The sequence below is a fragment of the Stenotrophomonas sp. STEN240 genome, assembly GCF_056756175.1.
In genome coordinates, this window is sequence record NZ_JBRRBO010000024.1 from 1 (window position 1) to 17,281 (window position 17,281).

Consider the following 17,281-nt stretch of genomic DNA (forward strand, 5'->3'; position numbering starts at 1 on the left):
CTTTTCTGGCTCCGCAGGGGGCGGCGGCGTTTTGCCCTTTCGCGCCGCGGCGGTGCTGGGCGCGGCACTACATCAGCTGCGTGTGGGAGCGGTGCAAGCCGCGAAGCTGACAATGTTGGAAGGCCTCAAAAGCTCACCCCTCCCCAGCCCTCCCCTTGGCCTTCGGCCAAAGGGAGGGGGCATCTGCCGAGCATGGCTCGGCACTACATTGGTAAGGCCTCTGCCGAGCATGGCTCGGCACTACGGTGCTGCGTTTCAGGGGGTTTGCTGGCAGTTGAAGGCTTTGCGGGCGCCTTCGGTTTTGCCGACCATGCGGTCGCTCAGGGTCAGGGCGTTGCCGTTGAGGCGCCAGTCGTAGATCACGCTGAAGGCCAGCACCCGTGCTACGTATTCGCGGGTTTCCTTGTAGCTGATGGTCTCGATCCAGAAATCCGGGTCGTAGTTCGGGCGCTGGCTCTGCCAACGTGCGGTCGGCGTGGGGCCGGCGTTGTAGGCGGCGATGGTGACGTAGGGCAGGCCGTTGTACTTGTCCATCAATTGGCGCAGATACGCAGTGCCGATGGCGATGTTGGTGTCCGAGTCGTACAGGCTGGCCGCGCCGCCGTAGCCACTCAAACCGATACTCTTGGCAACGCTGGCGCCGGTGGCTGGCAATACCTGCATCAGGCCCATGGCGTTGGCCGGTGAACGCGCGTTCGGATTGAAAATACTCTCGGCGCGGATCTCGGCGGCGATCCAGGCCGGGTCCAATGCGTTGCGTGCGGCTTCGCGGCGGATGCTGTCGTCGTGGTGCAGCGGGAAGCGCAGGTTGTACAGGCGCATTTCCTGCGGGCCCTTCAATGCGAATACGGCGCGATCAAACCAACCGTTGTTGCTGGCCACTTCCACTGCCAGCCGGCGCTGGCTGTCGTCGAAACGGGTCAATGCGTCGGCCCATTCGCGTGCGGCCCAGCTTGGGCGCTCGATCTTGAACAGCTCGATGGCTCGCACCAGTGCCGGCTCACGTGCCACGGCGCTTTTTGCGCTTGCGCTGTCGCCCGGATTCCACGGGCACAAGGTGTAGGGCTGCTTGAGCTTGTCCGCAGCCAGAAAGCCGTGGAAGGTAGGTTCGCTGGCGGCGGCGCGATACAGCGCGGTGGCTTCGGCGGGCTTGCCGGTCTTTTCCAGCAGACGGCCTTCGAACCAGCGCCAGCGTGAATCGTTGCGCTGGCTTGCAGGCATTTTGCGGATGGCGGTCAACGCTGCCGGCCAGTCGCCACGTGCCATCGCCTCGCGGGTGCGCCATTCGTGCAGACGGCCGTCGTAGGCCGACTCGGGCACGGCCGCCAGGCGGCGTGCGGAATCGGGCAGGTAGGAGGCAACGGTCCACAGCGCGATTTCGTACAGCACCTGGCCTTGCTGGTCTGCGTTCAGGCCGAGACTTTGCGCGTATTGCGGCAACTGCAGCTCGGCGGCACCCGGGTCGGCCTTGGCCAGTTTCTGCAGGCCATCGACGGCGATGCGGCGGCTGCGGTCATTTTTCGGCCAGTTCAAGGCGCGGGCGTCGGGTTTGTCGACAAAGGCGGCGTAGTCGTTGGCCTGCGCCAGTTCGCCGGCCGGCAAACCGCGTGCGGCGGCTCGCATTACCGCCGGTTGCTGCGCATCGGCAGCGGCATCAATGCGTTCCCAGCGCAGTGCTGGGGTCAATCCGCCACGGCTGGCGAGTACCGCAAACACGGGGTCACAACCATCGGGCAGCGACTTGCCGGCGCTGCGCCACAAGGCTTGTGCATCGCTGGTCCATTGCGCGTCGGCCCTGCCGGTAGCCTGGCGGGCATTGAGTTCGGCGCAGCGCAGGCCCGGATCGTTGCTGGCCTTCCAGTTGGCTTGGAAAGTCGGCCAGTCCTGGCGGCGGGCCAACGCCGGCAACCACGCCGAGCGGAAGCTCTCGGCCACGGCCTGGCCCTGATAGCGCTTGAGGAAATCCTGTGCCTGCGCGGAGGGCAGGGTGTCGATGTTGCGGCGCAGGGCACTGAACTCCAGCCAGCCGTACAACGGATGGTTGCGCAGTGCGCTGGCAGCGCTGGCATCGAATTGCCCGCGCTCGGCATTGTCGATGGCGGTGCGCATTGCGGTGCGCTGGGCATCCAGGTTCTGGGCATGGGCACCGGCGCTGAGCAGCGCGGCAACGGCGGCCAGGGGCAGCAGGAGAAATCTGTTCATGGCCGAAGGATAACGGCCACGGCGTCAACGGCCGAGCGCCAGCCCAACCCGCACATGAACGGGCCCGTCCGCTGCGTGCGTATCAACCAAAGCTGAACGAGCCTTCATGCGGTAGCTGGAAAGCGAGCGGGGCTGGCGTAGCTTCGGCCTTGAGGCAGCCGGCCTCGCCCTGGGGAACTGGAATGGCATTCAGTGCAGCAGGCAATAGCGGACGTCCACTGGCCGATATCAACGTCACCCCGTTGGTTGATGTGATGCTGGTGTTGTTGATCATCTTCATCGTGACCGCACCGATGGTATCGGTGCCGATCCCGGTGGATCTGCCACAGCGCAGCGAAAAGGTCCTGCCCAGAATCGAGCCGCCACCGCCGATCGAGTTGCGCGTGGATGCGGCCGACCAGCTTTACTGGAATGGCGAAGTGCTGGCGATAGGTGACCTGCAGGCGCGGCTGCAGGCACAGGCCGATCTGCATGTGGGTAACCTGCCGGAGCTGCGCATTGATGCCTCACCCGACGCGCAGTACCAGGTGATGGCCAAGGTGCTGGCGGCCGCCAACAACGCGAAGATGGAACGCATCGCTTTCATCCAGTAAGGCACTGGCTGCGACGGCATCGGCCACCGGATTCGGTGGCTGATGCTGCAGCGTCGTGATGGCCTTTCGCGGCGTCGGATCGGATGCGGAAACTGTTTCGGCACAAGCGTTCGCGCGGTCGGCCGAATACACTAGCGGCATGCAAAATTCCCGATTCGCATCGCTGTTGCCGGTGCTGGCGGTGCTCGGCTCGGTGACGTCGTTGTCGATCGGTACCTCCTACGCCAAAAACCTGTTTCCCGTCATTGGTGCGCAGGGCACCAGCGCGTTGCGCGTGGGTTTCTCGGCGCTGTTCCTGTTGCTGCTGTGGCGGCCATGGCGCTGGCATACCAGCCGTGCCGATGGTGCGGCAATCCTGCGTTACGGCTTGACGCTGGGGCTGATGAACCTGCTGTTCTACATGGCGCTGCGGACGATTCCGTTCGGGATTGCCGTTGCCATCGAGTTCACCGGTCCGCTGGCGGTGGCGATGTTCTCCTCGCGGCGGCCGATCGATTTCGTCTGGGTGGGCTGCGCGCTGGTCGGGCTGGTGCTGTTACTGCCACTGGATGGCGGCCAGGCGCTGGACCCGGTTGGCGTGCTGTATGCCCTTGGCGCGGCATTCTGCTGGGCGCTGTACATCATCTTCGGCAAGCGGGCAGGGCACCTGCATGCCGGCCACAGCGTGTCATTGGGTTTGCTGGCGGCGTCGCTGGTGGTGGTGCCGGTGGGTGTGGCGCATGCGGGCATGGCGCTGCTGGAGCCGAAGATCCTGCTGGCCGGGTTCGTTGTTGCGGTGGTGTCCAGCGCCATTCCGATGTCGCTGGAAATGATGGCGCTCAAGCGCCTGCCCAAGGAAACCTTCGGCATCCTGATCAGCATGGAACCTGCGGTGGCTGCGCTGTGGGCGCTGCTGTTGCTGCACGAACACCTGACCGGCCTGCAATGGCTGGCGATCGGTTGCACGGTGTTGGCATCGGCGGGCAGTACCTTGACCGCGCGGCGGCGGCCGGCGCAGGCAATTGCCGCCGGCTGAGCAAGCGCTCAGCGCAGGCTGTTGGCCGGTACTTCGACTTCCATTTCCACTGCCAGGTGGTCCGAATGCGCGGCGGGAACGGCGCGCGTATCCAGCATCTTCATGGTGTCGGAAATCAGGATGTGGTCGATGGCGCGGTCCGGGCCCCAGCTGGGGAAGGTCGGCACCAGGCAGCTGGGCGGCTGCAAGCGGGTCTTGTGGTACAGCACGCGCATTTCCGGGCGGTCGGCCTTGCAGTTGAAGTCGCCCATCAGCACGGCGTTGGGGTAGTCGGCCAGTACGTCGGAAATGAAATCCAGCTGCGACAGCCGCGAGCCGGTGCCCAGCGATAGATGCGCCACCGCCACGGTCAGGCCTTCGTCGCCATCACCGTAACGGGCCACCAGCAGGCCACGGCCACCGATGCGGCCGGGCAGGGCGTGGTCCTGTACTTCCACCGGCTCCAGCCGGCTCAGCAGGCCATTGGCGCTGGAGGCCACCCCGCCCATGCGGCGGTTGGGCTGGTGGGCCCAATAGTTGAAGCCGGCACGTTCGGCCAGGTAATGGGTCTGGTTGGTGAAGCCCGAGCGCAGGCTGCCGGGGTCGGCCTCCTGCAGGCCGACGATGTCGCGGCCGCTGGCGAGCTTGGCGATCGCGTCCAGGCTGGAGCGCTTCTGCCCGGCAGGCAGGGCATGCGACCAGCTACGGGTTACGTAGTCGCTGTAGCGGCGGGTGCTGGAGCCGGCCTGGATGTTGGCGGTCAGCAAACGCAATGTCTGGGTAGGGGATTTCACGGTGGGTCGAACTCAAGGGCCTCGTTGCCGAGGCCCTTGATACCTCACTTGGCGTTGGCGGCGCGTTCGCGCGCGATCAGGTGGTCGGCAATGCGGAGCATGTCTTCATAACCCTTGCCCTTGACCAGGTACTTGCCGTTGACCACCAGCGACGGGGTGCCGGTGATCTTGCTGCGCTGGGCGAACTGCTTGCCACGGTTGACCTTGGCGGCGACGCCGAAGCTGCCCATGGTGTCGGCGAAGGTCTTGGGATCGACGCCGTACTTGCCGTAGAAGTTGGCGATGTCCTGCACCGAATCGTTACCGCGCTCACCCTTCAGGGTCTGCTCGATGTGGATGGCCGAGTACAGCGCGTCGTGGGTCTTTTCCTGCACGCCCAAGGTTTCAGCGGCGTAGTAGGCACGTGCGTAGTTGTCCCAGGTGCCGCCAAAGGCCGCCGGCACGTAGACGAAGCTCACGTCCGAGGGCAGGCCGGCCTTCCACGAGCTGATCAGCGGCTGGAAGCGCGCGCAGGCCGGGCAGACGTAGCCGAAGATCTCGGCCACTTCCACTTTGCCGGTGGCCGGCTGGAATGCCTGGCCGCCTTCGATCACAACGAAGTCGGTGCCAGCAACCGGGTCCGGGCCGACCAGACGGGCCTGGGCCGGAATCGGCGGGGCGACGGGGGCATCGGTAGCGGCGGCGGCCGGTGCGCCGGTTGCTGCCTCGGCAGCCGGTGCCGGGGTTGCGGCCGGAGCGGCTTCGGTAGCGGCCGGGGCTGCCGGAGCGGCGGTATCAGCGGTGCCATCCTGGGCTTTGCAGGCAACCATCAGCGGCAACAGGGCGGTCAGGGCCAGGGCGAAGCGGATATTCATCGGGAGGGATCTCCAGCAGGGTTTTGTTGGGGTGCCGGGCAGCGATGCCACGGCCGGCGCGCGCAGGGACGCATTATGGGCGTTGTCGGCTGAACCGGTAACCCGGATTCAGCCGGTGACTCAGCGGCGGTTGCCGCCGCTGCGTTCGCGTGCCAGCAGGGCGTCGGCGATGCGCAGGTTGTCGTCAAAGGTTTTGCCCTTGACCAGGTATTTGCCATTGATGATCAGCATCGGCGTGCCGGTGACCTTGACCCGCATGGCGAAAGCGCGGGCGTTCTTGACCTTGTCATCCACCTGCTGGCTGCGCAGCGCTTCGATGTAGCGCTGCGGCTGCACGCCGTACTGGGAATAGAAGGTGGCCAGCTCGTCCGGTGAGACGTTCTGTGCCGGCAGGCTGCGCTGTTCGTGCAGGGCCTTGAACACGTCGGCATGGCTGCGCTTGAGCACGCCTACCTGTTCGGCCGCATAGAAGGCACGGGCGTAGGAATCCCAGTAACCACCAAAGGCCGCCGGCACCGGGGTGAAGCGCACGTCTGCCGGCAGCTTGGCGGCCCAGGCTGCCAGCTGCGGTTCGAAATGGGCGCAATGCGGGCAGGTGTAGCCAAAGACCTCTACGACTTCGATCTTGCCGGCCAGCGGCGCAAACGGGCCGGGCTCGGCGATGAGCTCGTAATCCTGGCCTTCCACGGGCGCGGCAGCGGGAGCGGCCCAGGCCAGCAGCGGGGCTGTTGCCAGCAGCATCAGCAACAGTCGGGGGAACAACTTCATCGTGGTGATTCTCCGTTGGAAAAACAGACGCCGACCTTGCGGCCGGCGTGTCTGCGTGGGCAGTTGCCGGGTCGCCGGAGCGACCGGCGGGTGTCAGGGTTGCGCGGCGGCGGTGGCTACCGTTGCGTCGTTGGCTCGATCATGCAGACCTTGGATGTAACTGGCCAGCGCCTGGATCTCCTGTTCGGTCAGCGCGTGGCTGATCTGGGCCATGATCTTGAACTGGGCGGCATCGGTCTCACCGGTCTGACCGGCCTGGTAACGCTGCAGGCGCTGGGCCACATAGCCGGCATGCTGGCCGCCGATATGCGGATAGGCCGGGCCCGGGTTGCCGGCGCCGGTCGGGCCGTGGCAGGCAATGCAGGCCGGGATGTTGCGGCTGCTGTCGCCGCCACGGTAGAGCTTCTGGCCCACTTCGAAGAATTTCATGCCCTGGTACGGGCCCTCGCTGACGACGGCGTCATCGGCCACACCGGCCCCGGACTTCTGGGTGGCGAAGAAGGCACCGACATCGCGCATGTCCTGCGGGGTCATGCCCTGCACGAAGGGCAGCATTGCCGCCACCGCGCCTTCATTGCGCTGGCCGCTGGCGATCAGCGCCAGCTCCTTGGCGATATAGCGCTCGCTCTGGCCGGCCAGGCGCGGGTAGATCTCCACCGCCGAGTTGCCGTCGGCACCGTGGCAGGCCGCACAAGTGGACGCCTTGGCCTCGCCGGCCTTGGCATCACCGGGCTTGGTCTTGCTGAAGTCGATCTCCAGCGAAGCGGTCTGGACAGGCGCATTGTCCGGCGCGGGAGTGACCGAGCTCTGGGCAAAGGCGACGGCGGCGATTACAGGGACTACCAATGCAGCAACGGCAAGAACACGAGCATGGCGCATGCTGAAGCTCCGTGTGGACCGGGCCGGGCGGGGCTTTCCGCCGGCATCGACCGGATTATCAACGGCGTTTCGCGGCACGGTCAACGCAGCAGTGCAGCAAAATCGGCCGGCAGGGCCGCCCGGAAGGGTACGGAAGCCGACGCGCGGCGCCGCAACATGCGATCCTATGCACATGTCATTGCTCATAGAACGCGCCCGTTACCACCTTTCCGCCCACAATTCCCGGCAGTTGCCGCCGGATCTGGGGGCCGAAGTGGCATTTGCCGGTCGCTCCAACGCCGGCAAGTCCAGCGCGCTCAATGCGCTGACCCGCCAGAACGCCCTGGCCCGTGTCTCCAAGACGCCCGGCCGTACCCAGCAGCTGGTGTTCTTCGAGGTGACGCCCGAGGCGCACCTGGTCGATCTGCCCGGCTACGGCTACGCCAAGGTGCCGCTGGACCTGCAGGCCCATTGGCAGGCCTTCATCGACCAGTATTTCCGCACCCGCAATGCCCTCAAGGGCTTGGTGGTGGTGATGGACATCCGTCATCCGCTGCGCGATTACGACCGCCAGATGCTGGGTTATGCGGTACAGCGCGGCCTGCCGGCGCATGCCTTGCTGACCAAGGCCGACAAGCTGGGCCGTGGCCAGCAGATGCAGACCCTGAAGAAAGTACGCAGCGACCTGCACTCGATTTTCGGTGAAACGGTCAGCGTGCAGACCTTCTCCGGCGAATCGCGCCAGGGCGTGGACGAAGCCCGCGGCATCATCGGCGGCTGGCTGGGCCTGAACCCGCCGGCAGCAGACGATGCAGGGAAAGCCGGGGCTGCGGGAGCGCCGTAAGCCGCAAGGCCGACAATGCATGGCTTGTGGGAGCGGCATAAGCCGCGAAGCTGGCAATGCCAGGATTGTAGGAGCGGCGTAAGCCGCGAAGCTGCCAATGCCAGGATTGTAGGAGCGGCGTAAGCCGCGAAGCTGGCCAACCATCAGGCCTGAGCGCATAGAAAACGCCGCCATATCAGGGCGGCGTTTTGTTTTTCGGCCCGGTTGTTGTGAGAGCTGAAGCAAAAGCAAAAGCCAGAGCCAGAGCAAAAGCCAGAGCTCCCCTCACCCCTACCCCTCTCCCGTAAACGGGAGAGGGGACTGCAACTGCAACAGCAACAGCAACAGCCAAGCCAACAGCCAAGCCAACAGCCCAAAGCCGCCCTGCTTACCGCTTCAACGGCGAAAATTCGCCCGGCACCCACGCAAACGCCTCGCCTTCGCGACGTACATGCCCCAGGCCCGGGAATGGCAGGTGCGCGCCGGCTACCCACCAGCCCTGATCGGACGCTTCCGCCATCAAGCGGCGACGGCTGGCAATGGCGGCGGTGCGGTCGCTGTCGGCCTCGAAGGCGGCGTCAGGACGGGCGAACTGGACGGCGTGGAAATGTACGATGTCGCCCCACACCAGCAGCTTCTGGTCGTTGCCGCCGTCCAGCAGGTAGGAGACATGGCCGGGGGTGTGGCCGTGGCTGTCCACTGCGGTGATGCCCACCGGCAGGCGCTCGCCGGGGGTGAACCTGTGCAGTTTGCCGGCGGCGACATACGGGGCCACCGCATTGCGTGCCATGCCGAAGGCCATGCGCAACTGCTGCGGGGCGGTGGCTTCGCTGGCCGGGTCCAGCCAGTAGCTGGCGTCGGCCTGCGACAGCCACACCGTGGCATTCGGGAACGCGGTCTTGCCCTGCGCATCCAGCAGCCCGCACATATGGTCGGGGTGGGCGTGGGTCAGCAACACGTCATCAACCTCGGCCGGGTCATGGCCGGCAGCGCGCAGATTGCCCAGCACCTGGCCCAGACCCGGGCCGAAGCATTGGGCGGTGCCGGTATCGATAAGGCTCAGGTGATCGCCGCGCTGTACCAGATAGGCGTTGACCGCGGTCTGCAGGCCCTGTGCGTCTTCCGGCACATAGCGGTGATCCAGCAGGCGGGTGACCGTGGTTGGATCAATACCCACCAGTTCCTGCCGGCCCAGCGCCACCGCGCCGTCGAACAGTGCGGTGACCTGCAGTTCGCCGATCTGCTGGTGATACACGCCGGCGACCTGCTGCTGTGCATCGTGCGGGCTGCGCGCCTGGGCACCGCAACTGAGGGCTAGCATCAGCAGGGCGGTGGCAATCGTGTGTGGGGGGCGGATGGGCATGGGGGTTCCTGCAGGGGCGGCTCTGCCGCGGGACCTTCATGCTGCGCCGGTTGCCCGCCGCGATCCGCTCATAATGGCGCGCGAACTGCTCGCCCTGCGGTCAGCTATTGCCGATGGCCGCAGGCTCCAGCCCATAGCGCGCGCTGAAACGTTTGTTGAAACTGCTCAGCGAGCGGTAGCCGGCGCGCGCTGCCACGGTCTTCAAGGGCAGCCGGGTGGTGTAGAGCAGCTGCATGGCGTGGGCGAGGCGGGTATCGGCGACCAGCCCGCGCACGCTGAGCTGTTCGCCGGCCAGGCGCCGCCGCAGGGTGGCACCGCTGAGGCCCAGGTGTGATTCGAAATCACGTGATTGCCAATCGCGCTCCGGTTGCGCGGCCACCAGGTCACGGATGCGATCGCCCAACCCGGGTTCGGGTGCGACCAGCAGGCTGCCGTGGCCGCGCCGGCAGAACGCCACCACCAGCGTCGCCAGCGCCAGCCGTGCTTCAACGTAGTGACCCTGCTGCAGTGCCTGCCGCCATTGCAGCAGCGCGGCCGCGTGCTCGACCAGCCGCAACCGCGCCAGCGCAGGGCCGGCCTCGGGCAAGGGCTCGCTCCACAGGGCACGGGCTGCGCCCAGTACTTCCGGGCACAAGGGCACGAGGGCGGTCAGATACAGGCCGCTGTGCGGGTCCGGGATGTTGACCACGTCGATGCGGCAGCGGCGGCTGATCAGGAACAGATCGCCGGGCGCGAATTCCAGGGCCTGCTGTGCGGTACGTACCTGCTTGCGCCCCTGCAGCAGGATGGCGAACTGCGGCTGTGGGATTTCCACCGAACTGGCGCCATGCTCGGCGCGCGCGGTGATGCAGGCATAGCCTTCGGCACGTTGGCACTCCACCAGCGAGGACAGCTGGGCCAATACGCTGAGTGTGGCGTCCGTTTCGGCGTTCATCACTTACACGGTGATCTGGAACAGGTGACCGATGGCCGAGGCCGCGGCCATCGCCAGCGCGCCCCAGAACACCACCCGCAGCGCGCCACGCAGGGGCTGCGCGCCACCGGCGCGGGCCGCCAGTGCGCCGGTGATGCACAGCCCGACAATGGTGGCGGCGGTGGTGGTTTCCGCCACCCATGCGGGCGCTGCCAGCAACGCAGTCAGTACCGGCAGCGCGGCGCCAACGATGAAGGCGCTGGCTGACGCCGCTGCGGCTTGCAGGGGGCGGGCGCGCAGTTGTTCGGTGATGCCGAGCTCATCGCGTGCATGGGCGGCGAGGGCATCGTGGTCGGTGAGCTGCTCGGCAACCTGCCAGGCCAGATCCGGGCTGAGCCCGCGCCGGCGATAGATGGCGGCCAGTTCTTCAAGCTCGCTGTGCGGGTCTTCGTGCAGTTCGCGCTGCTCCCGCACCAGTTCGGCGCGTTCGGCATCGGCCTGGGACATCACCGAGACATATTCCCCGGCCGCCATCGACATGGCACCGGCGACGGTGCCGGCGACGCCGGTGGCCAGGATGGCCGAGGGGCTGGCACCGCCTGCGGCGACGCCAACCACCAGGCCGGCGACCGAGACGATGCCGTCATTGGCCCCCAGCACGGCGGCACGCAGCCAGCCGATACGCTCGGAACGATGGGTTTCACGATGATGGCTGCGGCTCATGTGCACAGTGTAGGGCCGGCGCCCGGCCAATCGCGGAATGACTCGCAGGCGCAGTCCCGCAGGCGGTCAAGTCTGCTTTTATAGGATGCTGAAAACTGTTGCCGTGACACGATGGCAATCTAGGCCGCGATATAGTGCGCCCTTGCGATGGCGGGGGCTGGCCCCCACCTTCCCGCCCTGACCAGAATTCTGCGAGTCTGCCCTTGTCGAGCCCGAGCCACGTCGCTGATACCCCCATCTCCCACCGCGACCAGCTGGTCGAGAGCATTGCCTCGGGCGAAAAACCCAAGTCGCAATGGCGGATCGGTACGGAGCACGAGAAGTTCGGCTTCCGTCTGGATGACCTGCGCCCGCCCACATTTGATGGTGAGCGCGGCATCAATGCGCTGCTCAATGGCCTGACCCGCTTCGGCTGGGAGCCGGTGCAGGAGGATGGCAACACCATTGCCCTGCTGCGTGATGGCGCCTCGGTGACGCTGGAGCCTGCCGGGCAGCTGGAACTTTCTGGCGGTGCCTTGCTGACCCTGCATGACACCTGCATGGAAACCGGCAGCCACCTCAATGAAGTGGCGCAGGTGGCCAGCGAGCTGCAGCTGGGTTTCCTCGGCATGGGTTTCCAGCCCAAGTGGGCGCGTGCCGACATGCCGTGGATGCCCAAGGGCCGCTACCAGATCATGAAGAACTACATGCCCAAGGTCGGTTCGCTCGGCCTGGACATGATGACCCGCACCTGCACGGTGCAGGTCAACCTGGATTACGCCAGCGAAGCGGACATGGTGAAGAAGTTCCGCGTGTCGTTGGCACTGCAGCCCATTGCCACCGCGTTGTTCGCCGATTCGCCGTTCACCGAAGGCAAGCCCAATGCCTACCTGAGCTACCGCTCGCACATCTGGACCGATACCGATCCGGACCGCACCGGCATGCTTGATTTCGTGTTCGAGGATGGCTTCGGCTACGAGCGCTACGTCGACTATCTGTTGGATGTACCGATGTACTTCTCCTACCGCGACGGCATCTATCACGATGCCAGCGGGCAGAGTTTCCGCGACTTCATGCAGGGCAAGCTGCCGGCCTTGCCGGGCGCGATGCCGACCCTGCGTGACTGGTCGGATCACACCACCACGGCATTCCCGGAAGTACGGCTGAAGAAGTACCTGGAAATGCGCGGCGCCGACAGCGGCCCGTGGAGCCGGATCTGTGCCTTGCCGGCGTTCTGGGTCGGCCTGCTGTACGACGAGACCGCGTTGAACGCCGCCTGGGACCTGGTCAAGGATTTCAGCCTGGCCGAGCGCAACGTGCTGCGCGATGGCGTGCCCAAGCATGCGATGAACCTGCCGTTCCGCAACGGCACGGTGCGTGACCTGGCGCGTGAGGCCCTGGCGATTTCGCGCGATGGCCTGCGTCGTCGTGCCGCGCTCAATGCCGATGGCCAGGATGAAACGCGCTTCCTGGATGTACTGCAGGAGATCGTGGATTCGGGCAAGACCGCGGCCGAGCGCAAGCTGGAGCTGTTCCATGGCCGCTGGAATGGCAGCGTGGATCCGTTGTTTGCCGAGTTTGCGTACTGATTGATGCGGCTTTAGGAAATGGGCCTGGGTATTGGCCCTCGCCTTGGTTTCGCCTTGGCACTGTTTCTGCCGTTGCCCTTTTGCAGTCATTCCCGCCTTGGCGGGAATGACTGAGCAGGAGCGGTTCCCGTCTTCGGGGGAATGACGCTTTGAAGAGCCGAGGCGCTCGAATAGCGTCCTGACCTAGGGCGCTTGCTAGACTGCCGGCCTCATCTCTGGAGTCACACGCATGGGCAGCACGGCAGAAGAAATCGTCTTCTATACCAATCCGATGTCGCGCGGTCGCATCGTGCGCTGGATGCTGGAAGAACTGGGGCAGCCGTATCGCACCGAGGTGCTGGAATTCGGCAAAAGCATGAAGGCGCCCGCGTTCCTCGCCATCAACCCGATGGGCAAGGTGCCTACCATCGTGCATCGCGACGTGGTGGTCAGTGAGGCGGCGGCGATATGCACCTATCTGGCAGATGCATTCCCCGCTGCCGGCCTGGCCCCGGCGTTGGACGATCCGCTGCGGGGCAGCTATCTGCGTTGGATGTTCTTCGCAGCCGGCCCGGTGGAGGCGGCAGTCAGCGCCAAGGCACTGGGCTTGCTGGCGCCGGCGGACAGGGCCGGCACGGTGGGCTATGGCAGCTTCGATCAGGTCGTCGATACGCTGGAGCAGGTGGCCGGCAACGCCTCACCGTGGTTGCTGGGCGAGCGCTTCAGCGCGGCGGATGTCTACGTCGGCAGCCAGGTGCTGTGGGGACAGATGTTCAAGACCCTGCCCGAGCGTGATGCATTCAACCGCTACGCGGCGCAGTTGCGCACGCGGCCGGCATGGGCGCGCGCCGCCGCGTTGGACGACGCGCTGATTCCGCCGAGCAGCTGAGCAGCGCGCAGAGGAGCGTGGCAAGTCGGTAACGTGCCGCGCTCAACGGGGCATCGGCCCATTGCCAGGCCGGCGCCTGTTGCCGGGCGGTTTCTGCCGCCTGGTTCCGGCCCAAGGCCCGCTGCGCCGGAGCCAGTGCCACGATGCAGGCAACCGAAGTTTCCAGCAGCGGCAGCTCGGTAGGATTCGCAGTTGGTACTGCTGCGGAAACCGCGTACGTCTGTTTGAAGAACCGCCGCCGGCCGGTGCCCAAAGTGCCGGGTGGTTGTGCTTGCAGGCCAGGGCCAGGCGACCCTTAAATAATTCATGCGTCGGCGCAGTTCTACGCATTTGTCGCACGGTCACCTGCAGCGCACAGTTCCTGCAGATATCAACCAAGGTGCGGTGATGAAACCAAGGCAGGGAGTTCGTTGGGGGTTGCGGGTGGCTGCAACGTTGGTTGCGGGAGTGACTGCAGCAAGCGCGTAGGCAGGCGAGCCGGCGGAATGGACGGCGCCGATCAAACCGTTCCGAATCGTCGATAACATCTACTACGTTGGCACCGAAGGGCTGGCCGCGTATCTGATCGTGTCAAAGCATGGTGCGATCCTGCTCGATGCCCCGATTGCCGCCAACGCCGAGCAGATCGAACGCAACATCGAAAACGTGGGCGTGCCCTTGCGCGACGTGCGACTGCTGATCAGCAGCCACGCGCATGCCGATCATGTGGGTGCGATGGCCGCACTCAAGCACGGCAGCGGTGCGCGCGTACTTGCCAGCGCAGGTGACCGCTGGGCGCTTGAGAACGGCAGAAACCAAGGTGACAACAATTACGGTGTGATGCCGTTTGCGCCGATCAAGGTGGATGAGGTCGTCAGCGACGGGCAGCAGGTGCGGTTGGGTGAGGTTGCGCTGACCGCGCATCTCACTCCCGGACACACCGCCGGCTGCACCAGTTGGAGCATGACCGTGAATGATCGCGGTACGCCGCGTGAGCTGCTGTTCCTGTGCAGCATCACGGTTGCTGGCAATACCTTGATTGGCAATCGCAGCTATCCCCGCATCGTCGAGGACTTCCGCGCGACGTTCGTGAAGCTGGGGGCGATGCATGCAGATATCGTACTGAGTGGCCATCCCGATACGGCCGGTGTTCTGCAACGGCAGGCGCGACGCGCGGGCGGTGACCTTGAGGCTTTTGTGGAACCCGGTCTTCTCGCAAGCTTGGTTGGTGAGCACAAAGCGGATTTCGAAGCGGCGCTGACCAAGGCGAGTGCGCCGGAAAAGGGGCGATGACAGGCAGCCGAGATCTTGAGTTTCCTCTTCGCTCGTGGCCATCGGTCGTCGTGTCTCAACAGCATGAGGCAATGACCTGGCCCGGTTGAGCGCAGCGACCGGATGAAGTCGTCGAACCTGCAGAACAAATCTCTCATCGACACCCGGTAGAGCTGCCGGGTGCGCTGTGCTTAGCCGCGTTACGCTTGCTTCGGTCGTGTCACTGGCTGTTTACTCAAGGGCAAGTGCCTGCCGCAGGCCTGCAACATGTGCACGGCCGACAGGCAGCTCGGCGCCACCGTTCAATACCAGCCAGTAACGGCTGCCAGTGCCGGCATGCAGCGTGCTGATATGGCGCAGGTTGACCAGATAGGAGCGATGGCAGCGCACGAAGTCCGGCGGCAGCACAGCGCTCAGCCCAGCCAGTGATTTGTCGTGCAGCTCGCTGCGGCCATCGCGCATGCGCAGTTCGCTGTAATCACCATCGGCGCGGATCCACTGCACATCGGTCAGTTCCACCAGAGCCGTGCCTTGTGCGCGCCAGATGCCGAGATAGCGGGCGCGGCCGGCGCTATAGCGGCCGACATCCAGCAGGCGCTCCAATGCCTGCCCCAGGCGTTCGCGCGAAAAGGGTTTCGGTACGAAATCCAGCACGCCGTGCTCGAAAGCCTGCAGGGCGCGTTCGCGATGGGCCGAAACGACCACGCAGTGGTAGCGGCCGGCGACGGCGCGGCGCAGCAGGTCGAAACCGTCTTCGCCGCCGAGGTTGAGGTCCAGCAACAGGCCGTCGTAGACGCTGCGCTGCAGGCGATCGCCTGCAGTGTCCAGATCGGCGACGGCATCGAAGCGCGCGCGGGTTCCTGCAAGCTCAGCGCACAGGCGCAGCAGGCGCTGTTGCACCAGCGGTTCGTCTTCGACAATCAGGATGCGCATGTCAGCTCGATGCGGCTGCACCAGTCGGCGCCATCGGCGCCTTGGCTGTACTGCCAGCGGTTGGGATGGGAGGCGGCCAGGCTGGCCTCGATGTAGCGCGTGCCAGTGCCCTGGCCACGGTGGGGGGCGCTGCCGCAGGCGCTGCGCAGCTCCAGAATCCAGCGTTGGCCATCGCGTTGCACGCGCAGCCGGAAGGGATGCTGTGCGCAGGCCACCGCGCCGGCGTGGGTCAGTGCGTTCTCGACCTGCGCGTGCAGCACGCCGGGCGGCAGCGACAGTCGCAGGTCATCGGCATCGACATCGAGTGTCATTGTCTGGTCCAGTGCCTGGCCGACGATATCCAGATGGTTGCGGCACAGCGCCAGTTCTTCAACCAGGGGCACGCTCTGGCGGCTGCTGCTGTCGCGCAGGCGGTCGAACTGCTCGGCCAATGATTCAACCAGACGGCTGGCGCGTGGTGGTGCCTGTTCGATCAGTTCCTGCAGGCAGGTGAGGGTGTTCATCAGCCAATGCGGTTGGATACCCCGCTGCAGCAGCTGCAGTGAGAGGCTTGCACGCTCTTCGCGCAGGCGTGCGTTGTGCAGGTCCAGGGCGCGTACCTGTGCTGCGTGGCAGAGCAGCAGGAAGCCCATCAGCACGGCAAGCAGCAGGAAGTACGGGCCGTCGAGGAAGGCGCCGGGCGCGACCAGCAAAGCCAGCACGCCGGCCAGCAGCAAGGCCAGGATTGGCCAGCGTTCCTCGCGCTCGCCATGGGTACGCAACAGCAGCGCCGCCGAGGCAAGCAGGCTCAACAGCAGCACCACCGCCGAGCGGATATCAAAACCGGGCAGCGCGATGACGGTCACCAGCAACACCAGTACGTAACCGATGCGCAGGCTTCTGTGCACGCTGACATTGAAACGTCGTGCAAGGTAGGCGGGCAGCAGCACGGCCGCCGCCACATGCAGAACCAGCAAGGCGTACAGGCGCGGCCCATGCCATGGATAGGGATAGCCCAGCACCGGCCGCCAGGCTTCTATCACCGGCAATGCCATGCCGACCGCGCACAGGGCGAGCAGCAAATGACCGCCCGGCATCTGCGGGCGGCCACGCTGCAGCGCAAGGAAGTACAGGCACGCGGCTGCAAGTGCGCCGGTGGCAAAGGCGGCGATCAGCCACGGCAGCACGCCGCGCTGGTACAGGACCTGCGCTGGCGCCACCGCCACCAGTGCATCGGCGCTGTGCAGGCCAAACTGCTGGTGGTGGCTGGAGGCCAGCACCCGCAGTTCGTCGACGGTATCCGGCGCAGACGGTGGCAGCACGCGGGTGATGTCGACCTGGCCGGGACGTTCCTGCGCGGCCGTCATGCCGACGCGGCCGTTGCCTGCCAGCGGCTGGCCGTTCCAGTACAACTGGCTGGCGGCGCGTAACGAAAGACGCAAGGCACGCCCGCCATCGTCGGCTGCCGTGCCTGCGGGTGAATGCCAGCGCAGCCAATAGGGGCCGCGCCAACTGGCCAGTGCACCCTGATCGATGGGTTGCCAGTCGAGCGTGGGTGGCGGTGATGTCGGCAGGCCGCCTGCGGCGCTGATGCTGGCCGGCGCCATTTCCCCGTCCAGCAGATGCAGCGTTGTTGCATCGCGCAGCAGCACGGCCAGCCAGGCGGCGACCGCAAAGACCAGTACGGCCAGTACACTCAAGGTTCGTAGGATCGGCATGGCGCTATCGTATCGGCTGGACGGAGACGCTGGGCGGTCCGCCGGAGCTGTTGGGCGGACGCACGCCACGCAAGTGCGG

The 17,281-nt window shown here is 65.8% G+C and carries 15 protein-coding genes and 1 pseudogene; 6 read left to right on the forward strand and 10 right to left on the reverse strand.

Going from position 1 to position 17,281, the window contains the following annotated elements:
- Positions 1–255: 255 nt before the first annotated feature.
- Positions 256–2,202, reverse strand: a complete 1,947-nt coding sequence (locus ACVOKO_RS11825) for a transglycosylase SLT domain-containing protein (RefSeq protein WP_346499105.1) — start codon at positions 2,200–2,202, stop codon at positions 256–258.
- Between the two features lie 182 nt (positions 2,203–2,384).
- Here ACVOKO_RS11825 and ACVOKO_RS11830 point away from each other — a divergent pair, with 182 nt between their 5' ends.
- On the forward strand, positions 2,385–2,795 hold the full coding sequence (locus ACVOKO_RS11830; protein WP_346499106.1) for an ExbD/TolR family protein: 411 nt from the start codon (positions 2,385–2,387) through the stop codon (positions 2,793–2,795).
- Between the two features lie 139 nt (positions 2,796–2,934).
- Complete coding sequence (locus tag ACVOKO_RS11835) at positions 2,935–3,810, forward strand: EamA family transporter (RefSeq protein WP_346499107.1); 876 nt, start codon at positions 2,935–2,937, stop codon at positions 3,808–3,810.
- 8 nt (positions 3,811–3,818) lie between these two features.
- On the opposite strand, the gene ACVOKO_RS11840 is transcribed toward ACVOKO_RS11835, so the two are convergent.
- The 4 genes from ACVOKO_RS11840 to ACVOKO_RS11855 form a co-directional block, all read right to left on the reverse strand.
- On the reverse strand, positions 3,819–4,556 hold the full coding sequence (locus tag ACVOKO_RS11840; RefSeq protein WP_172837775.1) for an endonuclease/exonuclease/phosphatase family protein: 738 nt from the start codon (positions 4,554–4,556) through the stop codon (positions 3,819–3,821).
- Between the two features lie 71 nt (positions 4,557–4,627).
- Positions 4,628–5,437, reverse strand: coding sequence for a thiol:disulfide interchange protein DsbA/DsbL (locus ACVOKO_RS11845; protein WP_346499108.1), 810 nt, complete (start codon positions 5,435–5,437; stop codon positions 4,628–4,630).
- 120 nt (positions 5,438–5,557) lie between these two features.
- Positions 5,558–6,205: a thiol:disulfide interchange protein DsbA/DsbL gene (locus ACVOKO_RS11850; protein ID WP_346499109.1), complete on the reverse strand. Its 648-nt coding sequence runs from the start codon at positions 6,203–6,205 to the stop codon at positions 5,558–5,560.
- 93 nt (positions 6,206–6,298) lie between these two features.
- Positions 6,299–7,084, reverse strand: a complete 786-nt coding sequence (locus tag ACVOKO_RS11855) for a c-type cytochrome (protein WP_346499110.1) — start codon at positions 7,082–7,084, stop codon at positions 6,299–6,301.
- A gap of 172 nt (positions 7,085–7,256) precedes the next feature.
- Between ACVOKO_RS11855 and yihA the strand changes: the two genes are divergently transcribed.
- On the forward strand, positions 7,257–7,907 hold the full coding sequence (gene yihA, locus ACVOKO_RS11860; protein ID WP_346499111.1) for a ribosome biogenesis GTP-binding protein YihA/YsxC: 651 nt from the start codon (positions 7,257–7,259) through the stop codon (positions 7,905–7,907).
- Positions 7,908–8,274: 367 nt separating this feature from the next.
- Here the strand turns inward: yihA and ACVOKO_RS11865 are convergent, their stop codons facing one another.
- The 3 genes from ACVOKO_RS11865 to ACVOKO_RS11875 form a co-directional block, all read right to left on the reverse strand.
- Positions 8,275–9,249, reverse strand: a complete 975-nt coding sequence (locus ACVOKO_RS11865) for an MBL fold metallo-hydrolase (RefSeq protein WP_346499112.1) — start codon at positions 9,247–9,249, stop codon at positions 8,275–8,277.
- Between the two features lie 100 nt (positions 9,250–9,349).
- A complete protein-coding gene (locus ACVOKO_RS11870) occupies positions 9,350–10,183 on the reverse strand; it encodes a helix-turn-helix transcriptional regulator (protein ID WP_346499113.1) in 834 nt (277 codons plus the stop codon).
- 3 nt (positions 10,184–10,186) lie between these two features.
- Positions 10,187–10,885 (reverse strand): VIT1/CCC1 transporter family protein, encoded by a 699-nt coding sequence (locus ACVOKO_RS11875; RefSeq protein ID WP_346499114.1) that lies wholly within the window; start codon positions 10,883–10,885, stop codon positions 10,187–10,189.
- A gap of 203 nt (positions 10,886–11,088) precedes the next feature.
- On the opposite strand from ACVOKO_RS11875, the gene ACVOKO_RS11880 reads away from it, so the two are divergent.
- The 3 genes and pseudogenes from ACVOKO_RS11880 to bla all read left to right on the forward strand — a co-directional run.
- Positions 11,089–12,453 carry a glutamate--cysteine ligase gene (locus ACVOKO_RS11880; protein ID WP_346499115.1) on the forward strand — a complete coding sequence of 455 codons (1,365 nt, stop codon included), beginning with the start codon at positions 11,089–11,091 and terminating at the stop codon, positions 12,451–12,453.
- Between the two features lie 229 nt (positions 12,454–12,682).
- Positions 12,683–13,321 carry a glutathione S-transferase family protein gene (locus ACVOKO_RS11885; protein ID WP_346499116.1) on the forward strand — a complete coding sequence of 213 codons (639 nt, stop codon included), beginning with the start codon at positions 12,683–12,685 and terminating at the stop codon, positions 13,319–13,321.
- Between the two features lie 495 nt (positions 13,322–13,816).
- Positions 13,817–14,593, forward strand: a pseudogene (bla, locus tag ACVOKO_RS11890) (subclass B3 metallo-beta-lactamase); the annotation flags it as partial.
- A gap of 210 nt (positions 14,594–14,803) precedes the next feature.
- Here bla and ACVOKO_RS11895 read toward each other — a convergent pair.
- Together ACVOKO_RS11895 and ACVOKO_RS11900 are read right to left on the reverse strand one after the other, a co-directional pair.
- The gene (locus ACVOKO_RS11895; protein WP_346499117.1) at positions 14,804–15,505 is read right to left on the reverse strand and encodes a LytR/AlgR family response regulator transcription factor; all 702 of its coding nucleotides are present in this window, start codon (positions 15,503–15,505) and stop codon (positions 14,804–14,806) included.
- Positions 15,493–17,202: a histidine kinase gene (locus tag ACVOKO_RS11900; protein ID WP_346499118.1), complete on the reverse strand. Its 1,710-nt coding sequence runs from the start codon at positions 17,200–17,202 to the stop codon at positions 15,493–15,495. Before ACVOKO_RS11900 ends, ACVOKO_RS11895 begins: the two co-directional genes overlap by 13 nt.
- Between the last annotated feature and the right edge of the window lie 79 nt (positions 17,203–17,281).

Bases quoted from the DNA above. Each gene is read 5' to 3' on its own strand.
- ACVOKO_RS11900 (WP_346499118.1), bottom strand. From the start codon at position 17,202: ATGCCGATCCTACGAACCTTGAGTGTACTGGCCGTACTGGTCTTTGCG.
- ACVOKO_RS11895 (WP_346499117.1), bottom strand. From the start codon at position 15,505: ATGCGCATCCTGATTGTCGAAGACGAACCGCTGGTGCAACAGCGCCTG.
- ACVOKO_RS11830 (WP_346499106.1), top strand. From the start codon at position 2,385: ATGGCATTCAGTGCAGCAGGCAATAGCGGACGTCCACTGGCCGATATC.
- ACVOKO_RS11885 (WP_346499116.1), top strand. From the start codon at position 12,683: ATGGGCAGCACGGCAGAAGAAATCGTCTTCTATACCAATCCGATGTCG.
- ACVOKO_RS11845 (WP_346499108.1), bottom strand. From the start codon at position 5,437: ATGAATATCCGCTTCGCCCTGGCCCTGACCGCCCTGTTGCCGCTGATG.
- ACVOKO_RS11855 (WP_346499110.1), bottom strand. From the start codon at position 7,084: ATGCGCCATGCTCGTGTTCTTGCCGTTGCTGCATTGGTAGTCCCTGTA.
- ACVOKO_RS11835 (WP_346499107.1), top strand. From the start codon at position 2,935: ATGCAAAATTCCCGATTCGCATCGCTGTTGCCGGTGCTGGCGGTGCTC.
- ACVOKO_RS11870 (WP_346499113.1), bottom strand. From the start codon at position 10,183: ATGAACGCCGAAACGGACGCCACACTCAGCGTATTGGCCCAGCTGTCC.
- ACVOKO_RS11850 (WP_346499109.1), bottom strand. From the start codon at position 6,205: ATGAAGTTGTTCCCCCGACTGTTGCTGATGCTGCTGGCAACAGCCCCG.
- ACVOKO_RS11875 (WP_346499114.1), bottom strand. From the start codon at position 10,885: ATGAGCCGCAGCCATCATCGTGAAACCCATCGTTCCGAGCGTATCGGC.
- ACVOKO_RS11825 (WP_346499105.1), bottom strand. From the start codon at position 2,202: ATGAACAGATTTCTCCTGCTGCCCCTGGCCGCCGTTGCCGCGCTGCTC.
- ACVOKO_RS11865 (WP_346499112.1), bottom strand. From the start codon at position 9,249: ATGCCCATCCGCCCCCCACACACGATTGCCACCGCCCTGCTGATGCTA.
- yihA (WP_346499111.1), top strand. From the start codon at position 7,257: ATGTCATTGCTCATAGAACGCGCCCGTTACCACCTTTCCGCCCACAAT.